The organism is Nostoc sp. (assembly GCF_036916575.1).
In the GTDB taxonomy this organism is placed as follows: Bacteria; Cyanobacteriota; Cyanobacteriia; order Cyanobacteriales; family Nostocaceae; genus Nostoc.
In genome coordinates, this window is sequence record NZ_JBALGC010000004.1 from 125667 (window position 1) to 144136 (window position 18470).

15 protein-coding genes are annotated in these 18470 nt (G+C 42.4%); 5 read left to right on the forward strand and 10 right to left on the reverse strand.

The window, feature by feature from the left end:
* The first annotated feature begins 497 nt into the window (after positions 1-497).
* Together V7L29_RS01715 and V7L29_RS01720 are read left to right on the forward strand one after the other, a co-directional pair.
* Positions 498-1016 (forward strand): DUF456 domain-containing protein, encoded by a 519-nt coding sequence (locus V7L29_RS01715; protein WP_334734336.1) that lies wholly within the window; start codon positions 498-500, stop codon positions 1014-1016.
* A 561-nt stretch (positions 1017-1577) separates the two neighbouring features.
* The gene (locus tag V7L29_RS01720; protein ID WP_334734337.1) at positions 1578-2237 is read left to right on the forward strand and encodes a PEP-CTERM sorting domain-containing protein; all 660 of its coding nucleotides are present in this window, start codon (positions 1578-1580) and stop codon (positions 2235-2237) included.
* 174 nt (positions 2238-2411) lie between these two features.
* On the opposite strand, the gene nblB is transcribed toward V7L29_RS01720, so the two are convergent.
* The 7 genes from nblB to V7L29_RS01755 all read right to left on the reverse strand — a co-directional run bounded on the left by nblB (position 2412) and on the right by V7L29_RS01755 (position 11257).
* Positions 2412-3080 (reverse strand): phycobilisome degradation protein NblB, encoded by a 669-nt coding sequence (gene nblB, locus V7L29_RS01725; RefSeq protein ID WP_334688974.1) that lies wholly within the window; start codon positions 3078-3080, stop codon positions 2412-2414.
* A 106-nt stretch (positions 3081-3186) separates the two neighbouring features.
* On the reverse strand, positions 3187-3651 hold the full coding sequence (locus V7L29_RS01730; protein ID WP_334688975.1) for a CBS domain-containing protein: 465 nt from the start codon (positions 3649-3651) through the stop codon (positions 3187-3189).
* Between the two features lie 166 nt (positions 3652-3817).
* Entirely contained in the window at positions 3818-4234 is a 417-nt protein-coding gene (gene mutT, locus V7L29_RS01735; protein ID WP_334688976.1) for an 8-oxo-dGTP diphosphatase MutT, read from the reverse strand.
* 450 nt (positions 4235-4684) lie between these two features.
* Positions 4685-5029 carry a DUF760 domain-containing protein gene (locus tag V7L29_RS01740; protein WP_334688977.1) on the reverse strand — a complete coding sequence of 115 codons (345 nt, stop codon included), beginning with the start codon at positions 5027-5029 and terminating at the stop codon, positions 4685-4687.
* Positions 5030-5281: 252 nt separating this feature from the next.
* Positions 5282-6238, reverse strand: a complete 957-nt coding sequence (locus V7L29_RS01745) for an RNA polymerase sigma factor, RpoD/SigA family (RefSeq protein WP_334688978.1) — start codon at positions 6236-6238, stop codon at positions 5282-5284.
* A gap of 634 nt (positions 6239-6872) precedes the next feature.
* Positions 6873-10139, reverse strand: coding sequence for a carbamoyl-phosphate synthase large subunit (gene carB / locus V7L29_RS01750; RefSeq protein WP_334734338.1), 3267 nt, complete (start codon positions 10137-10139; stop codon positions 6873-6875).
* Between the two features lie 563 nt (positions 10140-10702).
* On the reverse strand, positions 10703-11257 hold the full coding sequence (locus tag V7L29_RS01755) for a Dps family protein (protein ID WP_334688980.1): 555 nt from the start codon (positions 11255-11257) through the stop codon (positions 10703-10705).
* A 515-nt stretch (positions 11258-11772) separates the two neighbouring features.
* Here V7L29_RS01755 and V7L29_RS01760 point away from each other — a divergent pair.
* Both V7L29_RS01760 and V7L29_RS01765 read left to right on the forward strand, forming a co-directional pair.
* On the forward strand, positions 11773-12021 hold the full coding sequence (locus V7L29_RS01760) for an Asr1405/Asl0597 family protein (RefSeq protein WP_334688981.1): 249 nt from the start codon (positions 11773-11775) through the stop codon (positions 12019-12021).
* Between the two features lie 73 nt (positions 12022-12094).
* Positions 12095-12751: a (2Fe-2S) ferredoxin domain-containing protein gene (locus V7L29_RS01765; protein ID WP_334734339.1), complete on the forward strand. Its 657-nt coding sequence runs from the start codon at positions 12095-12097 to the stop codon at positions 12749-12751.
* 400 nt (positions 12752-13151) lie between these two features.
* Here the strand turns inward: V7L29_RS01765 and V7L29_RS01770 are convergent, their stop codons facing one another.
* Positions 13152-16538 (reverse strand): tetratricopeptide repeat protein, encoded by a 3387-nt coding sequence (locus tag V7L29_RS01770; protein ID WP_334734340.1) that lies wholly within the window; start codon positions 16536-16538, stop codon positions 13152-13154.
* 173 nt (positions 16539-16711) lie between these two features.
* Here V7L29_RS01770 and V7L29_RS01775 point away from each other — a divergent pair, with 173 nt between their 5' ends.
* A complete protein-coding gene (locus V7L29_RS01775) occupies positions 16712-16909 on the forward strand; it encodes a hypothetical protein (RefSeq protein WP_334734341.1) in 198 nt (65 codons plus the stop codon).
* Between the two features lie 295 nt (positions 16910-17204).
* Here V7L29_RS01775 and V7L29_RS01780 read toward each other — a convergent pair whose 3' ends face one another.
* Both V7L29_RS01780 and V7L29_RS01785 read right to left on the reverse strand, forming a co-directional pair.
* Complete coding sequence (locus V7L29_RS01780) at positions 17205-17678, reverse strand: hypothetical protein (RefSeq protein ID WP_334734342.1); 474 nt, start codon at positions 17676-17678, stop codon at positions 17205-17207.
* A gap of 157 nt (positions 17679-17835) precedes the next feature.
* On the reverse strand, positions 17836-18465 hold the full coding sequence (locus V7L29_RS01785; RefSeq protein ID WP_334734343.1) for a TenA family protein: 630 nt from the start codon (positions 18463-18465) through the stop codon (positions 17836-17838).
* Between the last annotated feature and the right edge of the window lie 5 nt (positions 18466-18470).

Sequence of the window (18470 nt, forward strand, 5' to 3'; positions counted from 1 at the left end):
GAGTGTTTGGGAAGTTCAGTTACTCAGTACGAACGGCTTGTGCTTTCACTACGCCTGTGGTTAGGGGGTTGGGTAGTAAACAAACCGCAAGTAAGGCGCTTGCTATTCAGTTTCTTGAACAGTGTAAATTGTATTTGCCCAGCAACTGAATTAATCCCCACTACCGACAATTACCAAGACGAGCCAAGAGCGAGCTAGAGACAGATTTTACCAGATTGAACTAGAAAATCATATTTGGTTAAGGTAAAGTTTATTACAGCACGGCGTAAATAAACAGACCATACCCTCCGGGAAGCCGCTTTGCGTCTACAAAATGGCACAAAAGCCCGGAATACAATTCTTTTGACTTTTGACTTTTGACTTTTAACTTCTGCCTTGCGGTACTAGGCATTTGTCACCATCTGGCGCAGATAGAATATACAGAAAGGGCGCACAGCTAGCTGTGCACCCCTCCTGATGACTAACTGACTCGGATTTGGAAATTTACAATTTTATCTATGCAAATTATTTATTGGCTATTAATTGCCGTAATGGTTGTGGGTGTTATCGGTGCTGTAGTTCCAGCCATTCCTGGTAGCAGCTTAATTTTAATTGCAATTATCGTTTGGGGAATCGTTAGTAGTTCCTTTGCAGCTATCAAGATTCCACTAATTGTGACAATTATAGTTTTACTGCTTAGTGTCGTAGTGGATTTTTTAGCTAGCTATGTGGGAGCAAGACAAGCTGGAGCTAGCAAGTGGGGGCAAATTGGCGCAATTGTTGGTTTGGTCGTGGGATTTTTGGGATTATTGCCAACATTGCCTTTTGGGGGCCCATTGTTAGGAATTTTATTAGGACCGCTTTTGGGAGCAATTATTGGTGAGTACCTTTACCGACGTGAATTCGGGTTGGCGGTTAAGGCGGGCATAGGAATTGTAGTCGGGTCTTTGGTTGGAAATTTGATTCAAGGGTTGTTGGCGATCACAGCAGTTGTAGTTTTCGTTGTGACAACTTGGCCACAGGTATTTGGCTCCTAGCATTTCCAAAGTCTGACACATTTGAGAACAGCGGTAATAGCTAGCAGTCAAGCTATTTATTACACACATTCAATTAGTTCACAAAGACTATCGATAGTAAACAAATACAGTGGTTCCTCCCATTTATTTTACAAGAGGAACCGTTTCGTTAAATATTATTAGTAACTAGAGAGATTATAGATACACTGCATACTCCATTTTTTTAAAATATGGTTAGGTAAATTTAAGTATAAAACATTTAACTGCTATTTTAGTGTTTATACGGTAATTACCTTTTTTCAAGTCAAAGCTATTGTCAACAATTTAAACCTTATGCAATGAAAGATATAAGAAGTGCAGATATGTAAGTAATTAAAATTTCATGAAGGATAACAATGTGTTGAAGATGTGATGAAGACCACTCAGTAAATATTGCAGGCTCCAAATCTATGTGATTTTATGGAGATAAGAAATACATCACGCAAGTTTCGCTTTCACTGACAGTATTTTCCATAAATTACTGATATTAAAAGTAAACCAATTACTCTAATTTAAGGTTATTATTAGGAGCCTCAAACGACAATGATTAGTTTTAAATCTAAATTACTAAATGCAACTCTAGCTGTTACTGCTGCAATCCCTTTAGCTACCGCTGGGTTGTTTACCTCTGCTGGTTCTGCACAAGCAGTTGCATTAACGGGTGATTTTTCTTTGACAGGTGATGGTACTGCTAGTTTGCTAGCAGATTCTCTTACCTTCAATACTCCAAATACATTTACTATTAGCCCTGATCCTGATTTGACTACTGGTGAGTTCAGTGCTTTTACTAAAGGTGCAATAGGCAATATTCTCAGTTTTACTTCCACATCAGCAACTAACCCATTCCTTGATCTGGGTACTAATGCTGCTACCATTGGTGATGGCTTGAATACTTTTAATGTAACTTCTGCTACATACAAACTGACCCAAGCCAACCCAAACCTCGTTTCTATAGACGTTATAACTTACGGATTCTTTAAGAGTGCACTCGGCGACCTATCCCAAGGGCAAGGAATTTTTACCTTACAAGCAAGAGGTACAATCGATAGTATTAAAGCTAATTGGAGTACAAATACAGCAGTCAAAGCAACTTATTCTAGTTTGTACTTTGCTACTGTTCCTGAGCCAGCTACAGTATTAGGTTTAGGATTAGTTGGTGCTGGCATGGTTATGTCTCGCCGCCGTAAAAGTGTTGTTCAATAGACTTATTTGAAATATCAAGAAGTGACTTTTAGTAACTAAGTTTTAATAACTAAAAGTCACCATAATTTATCTATTCGATCTGGCTGGAATGCAATATTCTAATAACCAGATCGAATTTTTTTATACTGGTAGACAAGCCTATTTAAGGGTAAAATTCCCTGAACGTATACATATTTAAGTTGACTGCAAAGATTGTTTGGCTTCATTGGCGATCGCTTCTACTTCATCATCAGCCAGAGTTTCTAATATAGATTTGACTTCTGCACTATTACCCAAACGAGCCAAGGCTTGTACAAGTCTGTAACGAATTTGCCAATCTGGATTAGTAGCATAGGGAGCCAACAGGGGAACTGCTTGTAAATCTCCCAAGTCACCCAAAGAACTAATCGCAGCAGTTTGGACTAATTCGTTTTCTGATGAGAGCGCCTGTTTGAGTAGTTCAAAGGCTCGTGGATCGCCTAACTCTCCTAATGTGGCGATGATACTGAATTGTATCAGCCATTCATCTGTTGTATGGTAAAGCTGTTGCAAGTCTTCAAAAGCTTCATGTAATTTAAGAGCACCCAAACAGTCTGCTGCTGCTGCTTGTACATCTACTTCGGAGTCATGAAGTAAGCGATCGCGCAAGATATCCAAAGATAACTGTAAATCCTGCGTTCCAAGTGTATCCATTTGACTCACCGCCGAGTAACGGACACGAGAATTGCTATCGCCAATAGCACTTTGAATTAATTCAAAACCGATCGCAGGTTCCAATTGGCGGATTTGATTTACTGCACGTAAGCGATCGCCTAAATCCTCAGAACTGAGCAATTGCTTAACAGACTCCGGATTAATACTCATTTAGTTATCCTTGATTTTCAAAAGTTTAAAAAAAGAGTCAAAAGTCAACACAACAGCCAAGTGTCATAAAACTCTTGACCAATGACCAATGACTAATGACTAATGACTAATCTTGACTTGCTGCCATTGCCCGAATAATATCACCACGAGTGAGGATACCAATTACTTGATCTGTGCTGTCAAGTACTGGCAAGCGATGAACGCTGCGATCGTGCATAATTGTAGCGGCTTCCCTTAAAGTTTTATCAGGGGAAATACTGATCGGGTTTTTACTCATCACCTCTCCAACAGTTTGCCCTAGTGCCTTGTGCAAGTCACGTTCATATGTAGCAGGATTTTTTAAATAGATAACGCTATCAAGAAACATAATGTACGCAGGTGGAGTAACACCAGTTTCTTGCCACATCAAATCGGTTTCTGAGATAATGCCCACCAATTTACCGACATCATCCACAACAGGTAGTCCGCTGAAGTGACGTTCTGCAAGAATTTGGATAGCTTCGTTAAGTGGAGTTTCTGTCCGAACGACAATTGGATCGCGGCTCATCACATCGGCAACGGTTTTAGGCATTTGTTTGCTGACACCTTTAATTCAAAGTCCCTGCGCTTATTGTAGAAAATTGCGGGACTCAACCTGATGCAATTAATAGATTGTTACGGGATTAGTCATTAGTCATTAGTCAAAAGTTAAATAACTCTCTCCCCGCTTTCCCCGCTTCCCCTGCTCCCCCTGCTCCCTAGTCCCCAGTCCCTTTTAAGGCAGCAATAATTTGAGTATTTGCTTTAGGAAAAGTAAACTGCTCCAGTTCTTCTAAGGTTACCCAGCGAATTTCATCAGATTCCAAAGGTTGGGGAACACCTGTAAGATGACGGCAGTGATGTACTGTGAGGGTAACGCGCAAGTCTGTATAGGTGTGGTCAATAGTGATCAGATGCTCTCCTACTTCAATTACTATTCCCAGTTCTTCGGAAATTTCCCGTTGAATACACTCTTGGATAGTTTCACCAGGTTCAATTTTACCACCAGGAAATTCCCACAAACCACCCATTGCTCCTTCTGGACGACGGCGGTCAATTAAAATTTGCTCTTGGCCGTTCCAAATTACTGCAACACCAATGATTTTATGGGGTAGGAAAGAACTGGTTTCACTCATAGTTGATTGACAAGAGGGGGAGATTAGGAAGACTAAGACTAATGATTAATAACAAAACTCGGCAGACTAGTTTTAACTCTGCCGAGTTTAGATTTATTGCGAAGGTCGTCTACAGCTGTTAGTTTATCTACAAATGTGTATTAATCATTTAGAAATATCCCTCTAATTGAGCTAATCACCAAATTACGGGAGTTCACAGATAACCAAATCCAAAAACTTCGCGTCACTGTGCGCCTACATCTGCGCTTTTACCTTGCAGGAAGGCGAAGCGCCTATGCGTTTAAATTTCAACCTTAATTCGTCACTATTTTGGATATTTTCAAAAAATTTAGCTGATACATGATTGGGAATTAGGGCAAAGATTTCGCAGAGGCTTATTTTCGATTCGTATCGCCATAACTGTGACTTGCTATCAGCCCAACAATATTGAATTGCCCAAATTTTATATATCTAGTCAACTTCGCTGTTGTTGGTTTCAGATCCTTGTAGGGCGATTTCAAAATTCATTCTCTGTTCAGCGTTACGCAAGAAATAACCACTAATCATAGCAGAAGCCAGAAGCCGACCCAGACTTTCCCGACTGGTGGTTACGCTGATGCCAAAATGTTCTGAAGGTAGATTACCCAATAGTCCTGTAATATTCCGTTCCATCACCTGAAACACTTCGGCAGACGTGGGTTTGGATAGTTGGGTAACTGTTTCTGGATTCAAGGATTTAACGTACTGCCATAGTAAATCGCTAGTTTCTGATTCGCTATTGAAAAATTCTGAGACACGATTGGATGGGTTATTCATTTTTTAACTCCTTAATTATCACTGCTAGCTGCGGTGCTTGTGATTTAAATACTAAATGCCTGTTTTGGATTTGACTTAGCTAGCTATTTTGTCTTCCTGTTAACTAATGTAACAGCCTAGCGTAAGAGTAAAAGTAGGTGTAACCGTACTAAAGTCAGCGTATTTTCTCACCTCAATAAATAGAGTCAGGAATGAGGAGTTAATTAAAAACTCATAACTCCTGTACAGACGCGATTAATCGCGTCTCTACTCCTAACTTGCCAAATATTCATCCATGTTGGCTTTAGACTTGCGAAGTTTGGTTAAAGCTTCCCGCTCAATTTGCCGGACTCGTTCCCGGCTGATGTTCAGTATTTCACCGATTCTAGCCAGCGTCAGGGCTTGCCCATCAGTTAAGCCAAAGCGCAGCGTGATCACTTCCCTTTGTTGTGCAGTAAGATCACCCATCAGCCGATCTAGGTCATAAGATAGGGAAGATTGCATGACAAACTCTTCCGGAGATGCTCCTGGATCTTCCAGCATTTCTCCGAGTTCTGTGTCGTAATTATCACCAAGCCGCAAATCCAAGGAAAGGGGCAAACGTGCCTTTTCTAAATACTCTCGTACTTGTTTGGGGGTCAATTCTAATTCTTGAGCTAGCTCACCAGCTGTAGGAGCACGTCCCAATTTTTGAGACAATTGACGCTGTGCTTTTTTAATCTTATTTAACTTCTCGGTTATATGGATAGGTAATCGAATGGTGCGAGCTTTTTCAGCTATAGCACGAGTTATCGCTTGCCGAATCCACCAATAGGCATAGGTAGAAAACCTGTACCCTTTGGTGGGGTCAAACTTTTCTACGCCCCGTTGCATACCAATACTACCTTCTTGGATCAAGTCGAGTAAATCGACATTGCGCTTTATGTACTTTTTGGCAACGGACACTACCAGCCGCAAATTGGCTTCTACCATCTTGCGCTTGGCAATTTCACCATCAGCGATCGCTTCGTTCAACTCTGCTGGTTCTAGCTTTGTCACTTTAGCCCACTCTTCTAAAGTCGGTTGACGACCTAACTGGGTAGCAAGAGATTCCCTTGATTCGTGCAAAGCGCAGGAACGTTGCACCTGTTTACCATAGAAAATCTCTTCCTCGTGGGTTAAGAGTGGCACACGGCCAATCTCACGCAGGTAAGTCCGCACGAGGTCTGTGGCTGTCTGAGCGGTCTTCATGGCGCTACTCTTTGGTAATGATGGGTTTGGCGGTAGGGTCATTAAGGGATAGATGCTTTATTAGGGTGCTACCCAGTCAGACTGGGAACCCATGCTATGGTTTGCAATTTACGCGCCCGATAAACACGTAGCGCTCATAATAATCAAATTTAGGCCTCTTAACTGCTAAAAATTACAGTTATTTCCTAGTTTTTACAAGTATCTACAGTTAGATAAAAGGTAGCTTCTTAAACATTTTTCTATTGGAGGCTTATTAACAATTGTAACATTTATGAGAATGTTTTGGCTATATGGCTACATTAAATTTCCTGGCTGTTCCAGTTCATGCAATGTCGCCCTTTTTCTTAAGGCTGACTAAAGTCAATTTCAAAAATTATCTAGTTCAAATAATTTTCCTCATATTTGTTAAAGTATCTCAATGAGAAGTATAGTCATTCTCTTATAACAATTGCTTAATTTTTGCTGGAAGTGGGGACTAGGGACTGGTGATTGGGTATTAGGTATTGAATATTGGGTATTGGGGATTGGGAATTGGGCATTGGATATTAGGTATTGAGTATTTAAAAAACTTTTTTCTAGTCCCCAGTCCCCAGTCCCCAGTGATACACTGAGCTTGTCGAAGTGTCCCCGGTTCCTACTGCCTTAGAATCGTGCAGTAATCTTGGATGGTTTTTACGTCCAAAGTTGTATTTTGTAAGGAACGAATGGCGGCGACAGTAGCTTTTGCACCGGCGATGGTGGTAATGATGGGAATTTTGTAAGCTAAGGCTGTGCGGCGGATTAACCTAGCATCAGTCTGGGCTTCTTCCCCTGAAGGTGTGTTGATAATAAGTTGGATTTTCTGATTTTTGATTGCATCTAGGACATGGGGACGACCTTCATGGAGTTTTAACACTAATTCAATATTTAATCCCTGTTCGAGAAGAATTCGGCGTGTACCAAGTGTAGCCATCACTTTAAAGCCCAAATCGATAAATTCCTTCACCACAGCACCAGCAGCAGCTTTATCGCGATCGCTCATTGATACAAATACAGTTCCCGTCAGTGGTAAACGCTCCCCAGCACCCATTTCTGCTTTGGCAAAGGCCCGGCCAAAGTCGCTGTCAATCCCCATCACCTCACCAGTGGATCTCATTTCTGGGCCTAATATTGTATCAGTTCCTGGGAATTTATTAAAGGGTAATACTGCTTCTTTTACAGCAATATGTGTGGGGATGACTTCCTCCGTAAAGCGTAACTCCTCTAAGGTTTTACCCGACATAATTAAGGATGCTAGTTTCGCTAACTGTACGCCCGTTGCTTTAGAAACAAATGGGACTGTGCGGGAGGCGCGGGGGTTGGCTTCCAGAATATAAACTTGGGGAGAATAGCTGCTTGCACCAACAACGGCAAATTGGATATTCATCAACCCCACGACTGACAGCGCTTGTGCTAGCTGCACCGTCCAAGTGCGAATTTGATTAAGAACTGCTGGTGATAGGGAAATGGAAGGTAAAGAACAAGCGGAATCTCCTGAGTGAATTCCAGCCTGTTCGATGTGTTCCATAATACCACCAATCACCACCCGTCCTGTATGATCGGCGATCGCATCTACATCCACTTCAATTGCGTTTTCCAAAAACTTATCAATCAAAATTGGATGTTCTGGTTCCACTAGTACCGCAAAGGTCATGTAGCGTTCCAATTCAGCATCAGAATAAACGATTTCCATCGCCCGTCCCCCCAACACATAGCTGGGACGCACCACCACCGGATAGCCAATGCGTTTGGCGACAATCAGCGCATCTTCGTAACTCCGCGCAATACCATTGGGCGGTTGGGCAATATTTAACTGTTGGAGAATCTTTTCAAACCGCTCCCGGTTTTCTGCCATGTCGATGGAATCTGGTGATGTACCCCAAATTTTAGTAATCAGTTCTGAGGTGTCATTGCTAAGAAATTCTTGTAACGGGAGAGCCAACTTCAACGGTGTTTGCCCGCCAAACTGGATAATTACCCCGACTGGATTTTCAGTCTCGATGATGTTAAGAACATCTTCTTTTGTTAACGGTTCAAAGTAAAGGCGATCGCTGGTATCGTAATCTGTGGAAACTGTCTCTGGGTTAGAGTTGACCATAATCGTCTCATACCCCGCTTTTTTCAAAGCATAGGCGGCGTGACAACAACAATAATCAAACTCAATTCCCTGCCCAATGCGGTTGGGGCCACCACCCAAAATCAATACTTTTGGCTTGGTTGCTGGCAAGACCTCTGTTTCTTCTTCGTAGGTAGAATAGTAGTAGGGGGTAAATGCTTCAAACTCAGCGGCGCAGGTATCTACAGTTTTGTAAACTGGGATTATTTCTAGTTGTTTGCGGTAGGCGCGAACTTCATCTTCGGTGGTTTTGGTAGCATAGGCAATCTGGCGATCACTATATCCGTCCCGTTTAATTTCATAAAGTTGCTCTTTTGTCAATTGCTGCAAAGGTGTCCGCTTCAGGAATTTTTCGACATCTAGCAGTTGCTGAAATTTATCTAAGAACCATCGGTCAATACCAGTGAGTTCGTAGATTTCCTCAATGGTCATCCCTTGCTGCAAAGCATGGCGCACGGCGAAAATGCGATCGGGGTTAGGTGTCCGCAGTTGGGCGCGAATTTGTTCACCACTGGGTAATTTTTCGGCTTTGTCACAACCCCAACCAGCACGTCCTGTTTCTAGCGATCGCAGCGCCTTTTGGAAGGATTCGTTGAAAGTCCGCCCAATTGCCATTGCTTCCCCGACTGACTTCATTTGGGTTGTCAGCACTGGGTCAGAGCCAGGGAACTTTTCAAAGGCGAAGCGGGGAATTTTGGTCACCACATAGTCAATTGTCGGCTCAAAGGACGCGGGAGTTTTCTTAGTGATGTCATTTTTTATTTCATCCAGTGTGTAGCCCACAGCCAATTTTGCTGCCATTTTGGCGATCGGGAAACCCGTGGCTTTGGAAGACAAAGCTGAACTGCGGGAAACGCGGGGGTTCATCTCAATTACAACCACATCCCCTGTAAACGGATTAACAGCAAACTGAATATTAGAACCGCCAGTTTCCACACCAATCTCGCGGATGATTTCAATTGCCATATCCCGCAGCCTTTGATATTCTTTATCAGTGAGGGTTTGCGCGGGAGCGACAGTAATCGAGTCCCCGGTGTGGATGCCCATAGGGTCAAGGTTTTCGATGGAGCAGATAATCACCACGTTATCTGCCAAGTCACGCATCACTTCAAGTTCATATTCTTTCCAGCCGAGTAAAGACTGGTCAATGAGAATTTGCGAAACCGGACTGGCATCTATACCTACCTGTGCCATTTCTTCAAATTCTTCTTGGTTGTAGGCAATACCGCCGCCACTTCCACCCATTGTGAAAGCTGGACGAATAATTAGGGGATAAGTACCAATTTGGCGGGCAACAGCTTTAGCTTCTTCCAAAGATTCGGCTGTGCCGCTGGGACACACAGCTACCCCAATTCTTGCCATGGCCTCACCAAAAAGTTTTCTATCTTCGGCTTTTTCGATGGCTAGTAATTTAGCGCCGATTAACTCAACGCCGTACTTTTCCAACACCCCATTTTTGGCTAAAGCAACAGCGATGTTGAGGGCGGTTTGTCCTCCCATCGTTGGTAGTAGAGCATCAGGGCGTTCTTTGACGATGACTTTTTCGACCAATTCCGGAGTCAGCGGCTCAATGTAAGTGCGATCGGCTGTTTCCGGGTCGGTCATAATCGTTGCAGGGTTGGAGTTGACCAAAACCACTTCATAGCCTTCTTCTCGGAGCGCTTTGCAGGCTTGAGTGCCAGAATAGTCAAACTCACAGGCTTGTCCGATCACAATTGGACCAGAGCCTAACAGGAGAATCTTCCGGAGGTCGTCACGGCGGGGCATAGTAGTTGCCTTGGAATACGAGAATACAAATCCTGATTATTTTAAGGGTCTTTACCCCTTGTCGTCCTTTTTATTATTAAGTTTTCTAAGTTTGATCACACAGAGGGGACTGGAGGAAATGAAGGAACAGGGGAGCAGGGGAGCAGGAAAAGAATAACAATGCCCTATGCCCTATACCCAACGATTATTTTGTATTTTTAATTTTATTTAATTCTCATGCTTATATTTATTAAGCTTTTTATTTAATTGTCATGCTTAAATTTATTAAGCTTTTGGGAATCTTTATTATTTAAACTGACAGAGCTTGGAACAACTGGGGATTTATTGTGGTATATATCTATAAGTTTATTTAGTACACAATAGATTCCTTAGATAAAAGTTTATCTTAACTAGCTAATTGCTAAAGATTTTCAACCTTAAATATTATCATAATTATGTTTACTTAGATTAAAAATGGCAGAGAGATAAGGATACCATTCTCTGCCATTTTTTATAATCTTTTAAAAGTTAGTGCTGCCAACTTTTTTTTCAGTCTAGGTAGACAAATCTAGATTATGAGAGTTTTAGCTTTGAGCAGCTTGGACAAATCCTAAGGTTAAGCTGTCTTTGGCGAGGAAGTGGGACAAATGATAAGCACGTTCCTCGGTTTTCAACAAAATCTTTTCATACAGATAGCGTGTACCACGATCGCCTAAACTCTCTGCCTGAGCAGCTTGACGGCGTATTACACCAATAATGGCTTGTTCTGCAGTTAAGTCATTTTCCACCATTTGGCGGGAGGAATATACACCTTCAGATTCTTGCTCAAAACAGGTTAATTCTGCTAATTTGCTGAAGGTCGCTACTGGGACACCACCTAGTCCATCCAAGCGTTCTCCAATTTCATGGATATGGTCTTGTACTTCGTTGTAGCTTTCGTTAAAAAACTCATGCAGAGAGTAAAATTCTGAGCCTTCAACTACAAAATGATGCTTTTGGTACTGCAAGTACAGTGCCTGGAAACTAGCTAATACAACGTTGAACCCTTCTGTAACTGGTGCAGTTACGCTGTGATCCAGCAGCACAGGATTGTCATATACATGACCAAAGTTCCGTAACAAAGTTTGCGTTTCAGACATTGTTCTCCTCGCTCTTTAGCAGTTATACATTTTAACTACTTATTCTTTACATATTAACATTTTAACAATAAGAGCAAGCCAATTCGCCATCATAAGATTTTGTGTTTTTGCTTACTAAAAGTCTCAAGTTTATTATTTACTGGATGATGATACACTGATCAAGTTGCATGTATTTATCATTATTGTTGACATAAAGACTTAAGTGTGTATATTCGCAAAGAAGAGCAAGGAGAGAAAATTTTACCTTGTCCCTCTGTTGGTTGCGCGTCTTTGTCAGGAGAAGTTCTGAACCCCGAAAGTTAGCGCTTATACTTCTGTGCTTGTCTTTAGGATCTGCATCATCCCCTTCTGAATATGAAATGACTGCAAAAATTTTATTTTTTTTTAAATTTAATGAGAATTCTTTGCACTTAAGGTATGCTGTTTTAAGAGCTTACACTCTTAAGACTTTTAAAAAGCCGGGAGTGAAATCACTGTAGTTACTGCAAGTTTGTTGCACTTTGAGGGCAATTCTCTTGAAATCATCTAGTTCAGAAATAGAAATAAACCACCTTGTAGAGGTGAATTGGGCAGATCGCTGGCAAGTCTATCAACGCCTAAAGGAGTTAGACATTCCCTGTAGTTGTACGGCTAACCAGCCATTGAAAGTTGAAATTGGCTCTCCTATGGCAGCTATTCAACTTTGGAGTGTGATACGGCAATTAACAGCTTCCCGTCAAGACCAGATTTGGATTCTTGAGTACTGCTGGCAAAGTCGCTACTAACAGTTATAATCTTTAGCTGCTGCTGAAAATATCTCACTTAGTAGCTTGTATTAGTTAAAAGGAGGTCAAAAAAATGGGTGGATCTCACAGTATGGAAGTATCAGAATTTTGTCTTGAAGGCAGATTTATAAATTTTGTTATTAAAGATGGCTATAAGCTCAAAGGCTTACTGCTGGCGACTCATGAGGGTGAATTTTATATTAAACTTGCTAAACATTTACGGGCTGCTTTTGACTTGCGGTTACCACCAGGGACTTGGCTGCAAGTTGTTGGTTACAAAAAACATGATTTAAAGAACGGCACAGTTACACTGAAAGCTGAACGTGTGATGGCGGCGCGTCCTGAGATGGAGAGAGTTCACGCGACTACTCCAGTACAAGAACCTCCATCTATTGATAATGTCAAGGTAAAACCAGTTAAAACTAAAGCCACGATTTTGGTGTGTCAAAAGTCTGATTGCATGAAACGCGGTGCTAAAGCAGTTTGTCAGGCGTTGGAGGCGGCTTTAAGCGATCGCGGTTTAGAAGACCAAGTTACAATCAAGGGCACTGGTTGTATGAAGAATTGTAAAGCTGGGCCTAATCTAGTTATGCCAGATAAAACCCGCCATAGCCGAATTCAAGCCTCACAAGTCCCCGCACTGATGAATCAGCATCTTGGTGACAAGATTTTGTCAGCACAGCCTGAGAATTTAAAGGAAGTGGCGATATATAATGGCAACCTTTGCTGAGGTAAATAATATAATCTTGACATTTTAATGATAAAGTTTAATAATATCTTTTCAAGTGTGTTCCATTAGTTACTCGGTTGTAAGCTTTGTTGAAAGTTTGCAATAAAATCAAAAAATTGGCTTTAATTCAAGCCAGTTTTTTGATTTATTCTGCTTAATATTTCTGCAAGATTAGGTTGAGCGCCAGTCTCCCAAAGGCAAGTTAGCTGTAATCTATTGTGCTTACCCGTTTTTTTGCCAGAGATTGAAATCTCAGACTCATAGCGCAAGTCCACTCAAGTGGACTGAAACCCTTTTGTAGTATTGTTTAAAAGACTTTAGCTAGAAGATAAAAAATTGATTCCCAGGTGGTTATTGAGACTTGTGGGTTTTCTGGCTGCTAGGTTGGAAATTACATGACCTAAGTTAGAGAAGACTGCAACAACTGTCGCATGGATGTAGCCTGCACATGGTCAGGGAACACGGTTAAAAAGTCATTTAGGTCTTGGATAGCTGCATGGATACGCTCTAAGGAAGCACCTTGAGATAAAACATAGCGATATAACTGCTCTGCTGGTTGAGTGTATTGAGCAGCCAAATAGTAAAGGGCTAAGTTAAAGGCATTATTCCAGTTTTGGCGATCTTTTTCGTAATCCTGTTTAGCAAGCTTGATGGCAAGTGCTAAGTCAGCCCGTGCTTTATCTGGTTGGTTAAGGGCTTGGTAGGCTAAAGCACGATTATACAATCTCCAATTACTGTCAGAATCTAAGTCAATAGCGCGGTTGAAATCTGCAAGAGCCTCATTATATAGCTTTAGCATCAGGTAAGTTTGACCGCGACTTTTGATCGCCCAGTCATATTTGGGGTCAAGTTCAATGGCGCGGTCAAAATCTTCTAGGGCTTGTGGGTAACGCTCCATTAAGCGATAAGTTTCACCGCGATTTGCGATCGCCCAGGCAGATTTGGGGTTAAGTTCAATGGCGCGGTCAAAATCTTCTAGGGCTTGTGGGTAACGCTCCATTAAGCGATAAGTTTCACCGCGAAGTGCGATCGCCCAGTCATATTTAGGGTCAAGTTCAATGGCGCGGTCAAAGTCTTCTAGGGCTTCTCGGTAACGCTTCATTAAGCGATAAGTTAGACCGCGACGTGCGATCGCCCGGTCGGATTTGGGGTTAAGTTCAATCGCGCGGTCAAAGTCTTGTAGGGCTTCTGGGTAACGCTTCATTGAGCAGTAAGTTTCACCGCGAAGTGCGATCGCCCAGTAATTTTTGGGATTAAGTTCAATTGCGCGGTCAAAATCTTCTACGGATTTTGGGTAACGCTCCATTAAGCGATAAGTTACACCGCGAAGTGCGATCGTCCAGTCAGATTTGGGGTCAAGTTCAATGGCACGGTCAAAATCTTCTAGGGCTTGTGGGTAACGCTCCATTAAGCGGTAAGTTTCACTGCGAAGTGCGATCGCCCAGTCATATTTGGGGTCAAGTTGAATCACGCGGTCAAAATCTTCTAAGGCTTCTAGGTAACGCTCCATTAAGTAATAAGTTACACCGCGAAATGCGATCGTCCAGTCAGATTTGGGGTCAAGTTCAATGGCACGGTCAAAATCTTCTAGGGCTTCTGGGTAACGCTCCATTAAGTAATAAGTTACACCGCGAAGTGTGATCGTCCAGTCAGATTTGGGGTTAAGTTCAATGGCGCGGTCAAAGTCTTGTAGAGCTTCCGTGTAACGCTCCATTAAGCGATAAGTTTGACCGCGATATGTGATCGCCCAGTCATCTTTGGGGTTAAGTTCAATTGCGCGGTCAAAATCTTCTAGGGCTTGTGGGTAACGCTTCATTGAGCGATAAGTTTCACCGCGACGTGCGATCGCCCAGTCAAATTTGGGGTTGAGTTCAATCACGCGGTCAAAATCTTGTAAGGCTTCTGGGTAACACTCCATTAAGTGATAAGTTACACCGCGAAATGCGATCGCCCAGTCATCTTTGGGGTCAAGTTCAATGGCACGGTCAAAATCTTCTAGGGCTTCTGGGTAACGCTCCATTAAGTCATAAGTTACACCGCGAAGTCTGATCGCCCAGTCATCTTTGGGGTCAAGTTCAATGGCACGGTCAAAATCTTGTAGGGCTTCTGGATAACGCTCCATTGAGCGGTAAGTTTCACCGCGCCAACCTAGAGCAATTGGTTGCCATTTAACTTCAATCTTAGAATTTTGTAGGACTGCGGTAAACATTTCTAATGTAACTTGATAAAGCTTCTCCTCATAAGCTTTTAACCCATTCGCTAGTTGCTCACCCCAACGCTGAACTTCAGCAGAATCCACATCTTTACCAGCCTGAAGCATCGTTTCTGCATATTGTTGGGCAAATTTGCGTTGATTTTTGAGTGCAGCAAGAAATTCATTGAGAGCTACAGATAAATTCCTTTGCGGTGACTGACATAAGTTGTGGTACAACACGTTTAATGTGTGACTTTGCCAGCTAGGATCGCGCTGCTTATTCTCTTCGTCCAATTGCAGATCATTCCGCAGGCTGTCATAATATTCTGCTAACTTACCATGTATGTCAGCCCAACCTTGCAGCGATGAAAGGCGCTTGTGGCGTAACATTTGGGTTTTCACAACATCGTGATAAGCCCAGCCATTAGAGCGTTCATTGACAAAGGATGTTTCTTTCAGCCAAGTAAATAGCTCATCAGCTTCTTGTTCTCCTCTTAATTTGGCGATAACATCTCGGTTCAAGCACCGAGAAATGGCAGCATCGAGCGCTACTTGTCGCCGCTTGGGGTCATCAATCCATTTTAAAAAGCGTTCTACAGCACTGCTGCTAGGCTCAACTACTTGGTTAGGGTCATTGGGATGAGCATCTGCTAGCATTCCTACCAGCAGGGGTAAGTTTCCAGAAAGGCGTAAAATCACTTCAATAATGCGATTGTCTGTAATGCCTTTGCGAGTTAGATATTGTTGGGCTTCTTCTTCTGTAAAGGCTTCCAGAGGGAAACGAACTATTAACCCCTCGTAAGGTGCCCAATGATTTTTATCTAATTCCTGCCGACCGGCGATGGTTATCAATATATTGAGAGATACTTCACCGTGGCGACCCTCCAAAATTTCTCGTAGCCAGTTATCTAGGAATTCTCCAGTGCGTTCATAGGTATCAACAAACAAAACAACAGCAGTTTTATCGGCAATTTTAAAAATATCTTGCAAAAATAGCGGGGTTAGGATTTCTACAGGTTCTTGAACTAAGCGCACCTCATCTTTATTTGTTATTTTCTTTGCAACATAAGATGCCCATTCTCCGGCTTGGCTAGCCAAAGCATCCTCATCTACAAAATCAAATACAGCACCGCCAACAGGAACTCGACGCGCCAGACGCACACCAGTTTTAACTACAGTTTTGCCTACAAAAGCCGAAAAGCCTTGAGGAGCTTCTGGATCAGTTTCTAATTCTTGGCGCTTTTGACGGTAAACTTTGTAGCGTTCTGTAAACTGCGTTAGTTTGTGACCTTGCCGTTCCAACTCTTCAGCTAAACGACCCATAACTTCTGGGACACTTTTTTCAGCTTCATCAATGTAAGCCGAGATAATTTTTGCTTCATCAGCAATTTTGCGAAACTGACGCAGCAGAGTACTTTTACCAACCCCACCTTGACCCCAAACATTGAACAGAAAACGACGGCGATCATCTTCTAACGGTAACCCTAGATTTTGGCGGAATTGGTTTACTTGGTCTTCACGACCCACAAAACCTGATTGCTGGCGCTGCTTAAGAATATCTTGTAGACTCTTGGGCTTGTTTTGCGAATTCATTACAAGATTCCATTTTGAGGTGCTAATGCTTACAGAATAACTACTAAATACCCACGCTGTATTTCGGTAATGTCTAATGTTTTTTAGGTAATTTTTACGTATAACCTTGATTTAAGCTCGATGTTGACCTTCTGAGGCTCGACGTTGACCTTCTGAGGCTCGATGTTGACCTTTTGAGGCTCGACGTTGACCTTTTGAGGCTCGACGTTGACCTTTTGAGGCTCGATGTTGACCTTTTGAGGCTCAATGTTGACCTTTTGAGGCTCGACGTTGACCTTTTGAGGCTCGATGTTGACCTTTTGAGGCTCGATGTTGACCTTTTGAGGCTCAATGTTGACCTTCTGAGGCTCAAAAATGCCTTGGCGACTTAGCGCTTATCACTGGAGTTTAATATAGACCTAACCCCCAGCCCCTTCCCTACAAGGGAAGGGGAGTAAGATTTAAAGCCTCTCTCCTTGTAGGGGAGAGGTTTGGAGAAAGGTCAAAGTGTATTTTAGATTAACGAAATGCACTATAAAAATCGCGGCTACACGAGACTTTACCCGCCTGCGCGGGTTTCAAAAATCTTTAGATACAAAACGCGAAAAGGGCATAACAATGTTATGCCCCTACAAATGACGTGTATTTTACCAAATTGATAACTGGTATGATTACCTGTTTTAAGCTTTAGCTAACTGGAACTTCGGGTTGCTTTTTCTTAGAACGGCGGTTAAACCTGCGTCCCATCTCATCTATTACTCCATCTAAACCTGTGACATCACCGCTAGCTTTGGCATAGCTATAAACTGCTAATGCTGCTGCATAGGCTTCACTAGCAGCGGCTATACAGGTATCATCCACCAATTCTTGCAGTTGCGTTAGAGACAAAAGCACCGGATACAAGTCCTCAAATATCTTTAAATCCCGGCGCATCTCTTCCAAATCAAAAGAACGAGGCAAAAATTCAGGGTTCTGTGTCCCCACTTCTAAAGCTTTGCTGACAAAAGCCCGACTTTTATCTCCCATCTTCAACATCGTTCGCCGATCTTCAGGGGTCAAATCAATCAAAAATGGTAACTTTTCTCTAATTGTCGCAATCGCCTGCATGACTGCTTCTTTGTCTGCTGGGGCTAAGTTGGCACTGATGCGATTTGCTGCCATTTTTAATACTCCTTTGGTATACTTAGTTTCAGTATTCCCAAAGTTCTAGAAGCGATCGCTATTGTTAATAGGTAATTAACAGAGTTTTATCTGCATCTTATGGCAAGCCGAAAAGAGTGCCTACATTCCCTCATCCTAATTAACAAAATTCATGGCTTTATATCATGTCCAAAATCCACGCAGCCTGAAAAAAGTCGCGCTCACAAAACATAGCATAACGGTAAGTTGAATTCACAACAGCATTGTTAGTAGCATAATTCTCAACTAAACTTTCTAATTGTTTTGTTAGTGATTGAAAGTCTGCGCTGCTGTAAGTACGAATCCAGTCTGCATATTGATGATTAGGAATACCGTTACGAGCCAACTGTTCTCCCAAAAAGCCATACAAACGCATACAAGGAGACATCGCCGTAGCAGTTAAACCCACATCTCCACCCCAAGCAATTGCTAACAAAAAATCAGTATAGCGGCGGGTAGCAGATCCAGGTTTCACAGAATCCAAATTGACTCCCCACTGGGAAGCATAGCCACTATGCAGCCGCAGTTCTTCTAAAACTCCACTAGCTAAGTTATGAAATATGGTGAAACTTAACCAGTCTGGTGCTTTAGCTGCGGCGATACTGTACGCACGGGCAAAAGCTTCTAAGAAAAAAACATCTTGCCCCACGTAGTAAGCAAATTTCACCTGCTCAAGAATACCATCGCCAATGCCTTGGACGAAAGGATGCTCTAGGCAAGCTTGGGCTAAGTCTTGATTTGCTGCCCATAATTCGTTAGATAAAGTCATTTGTT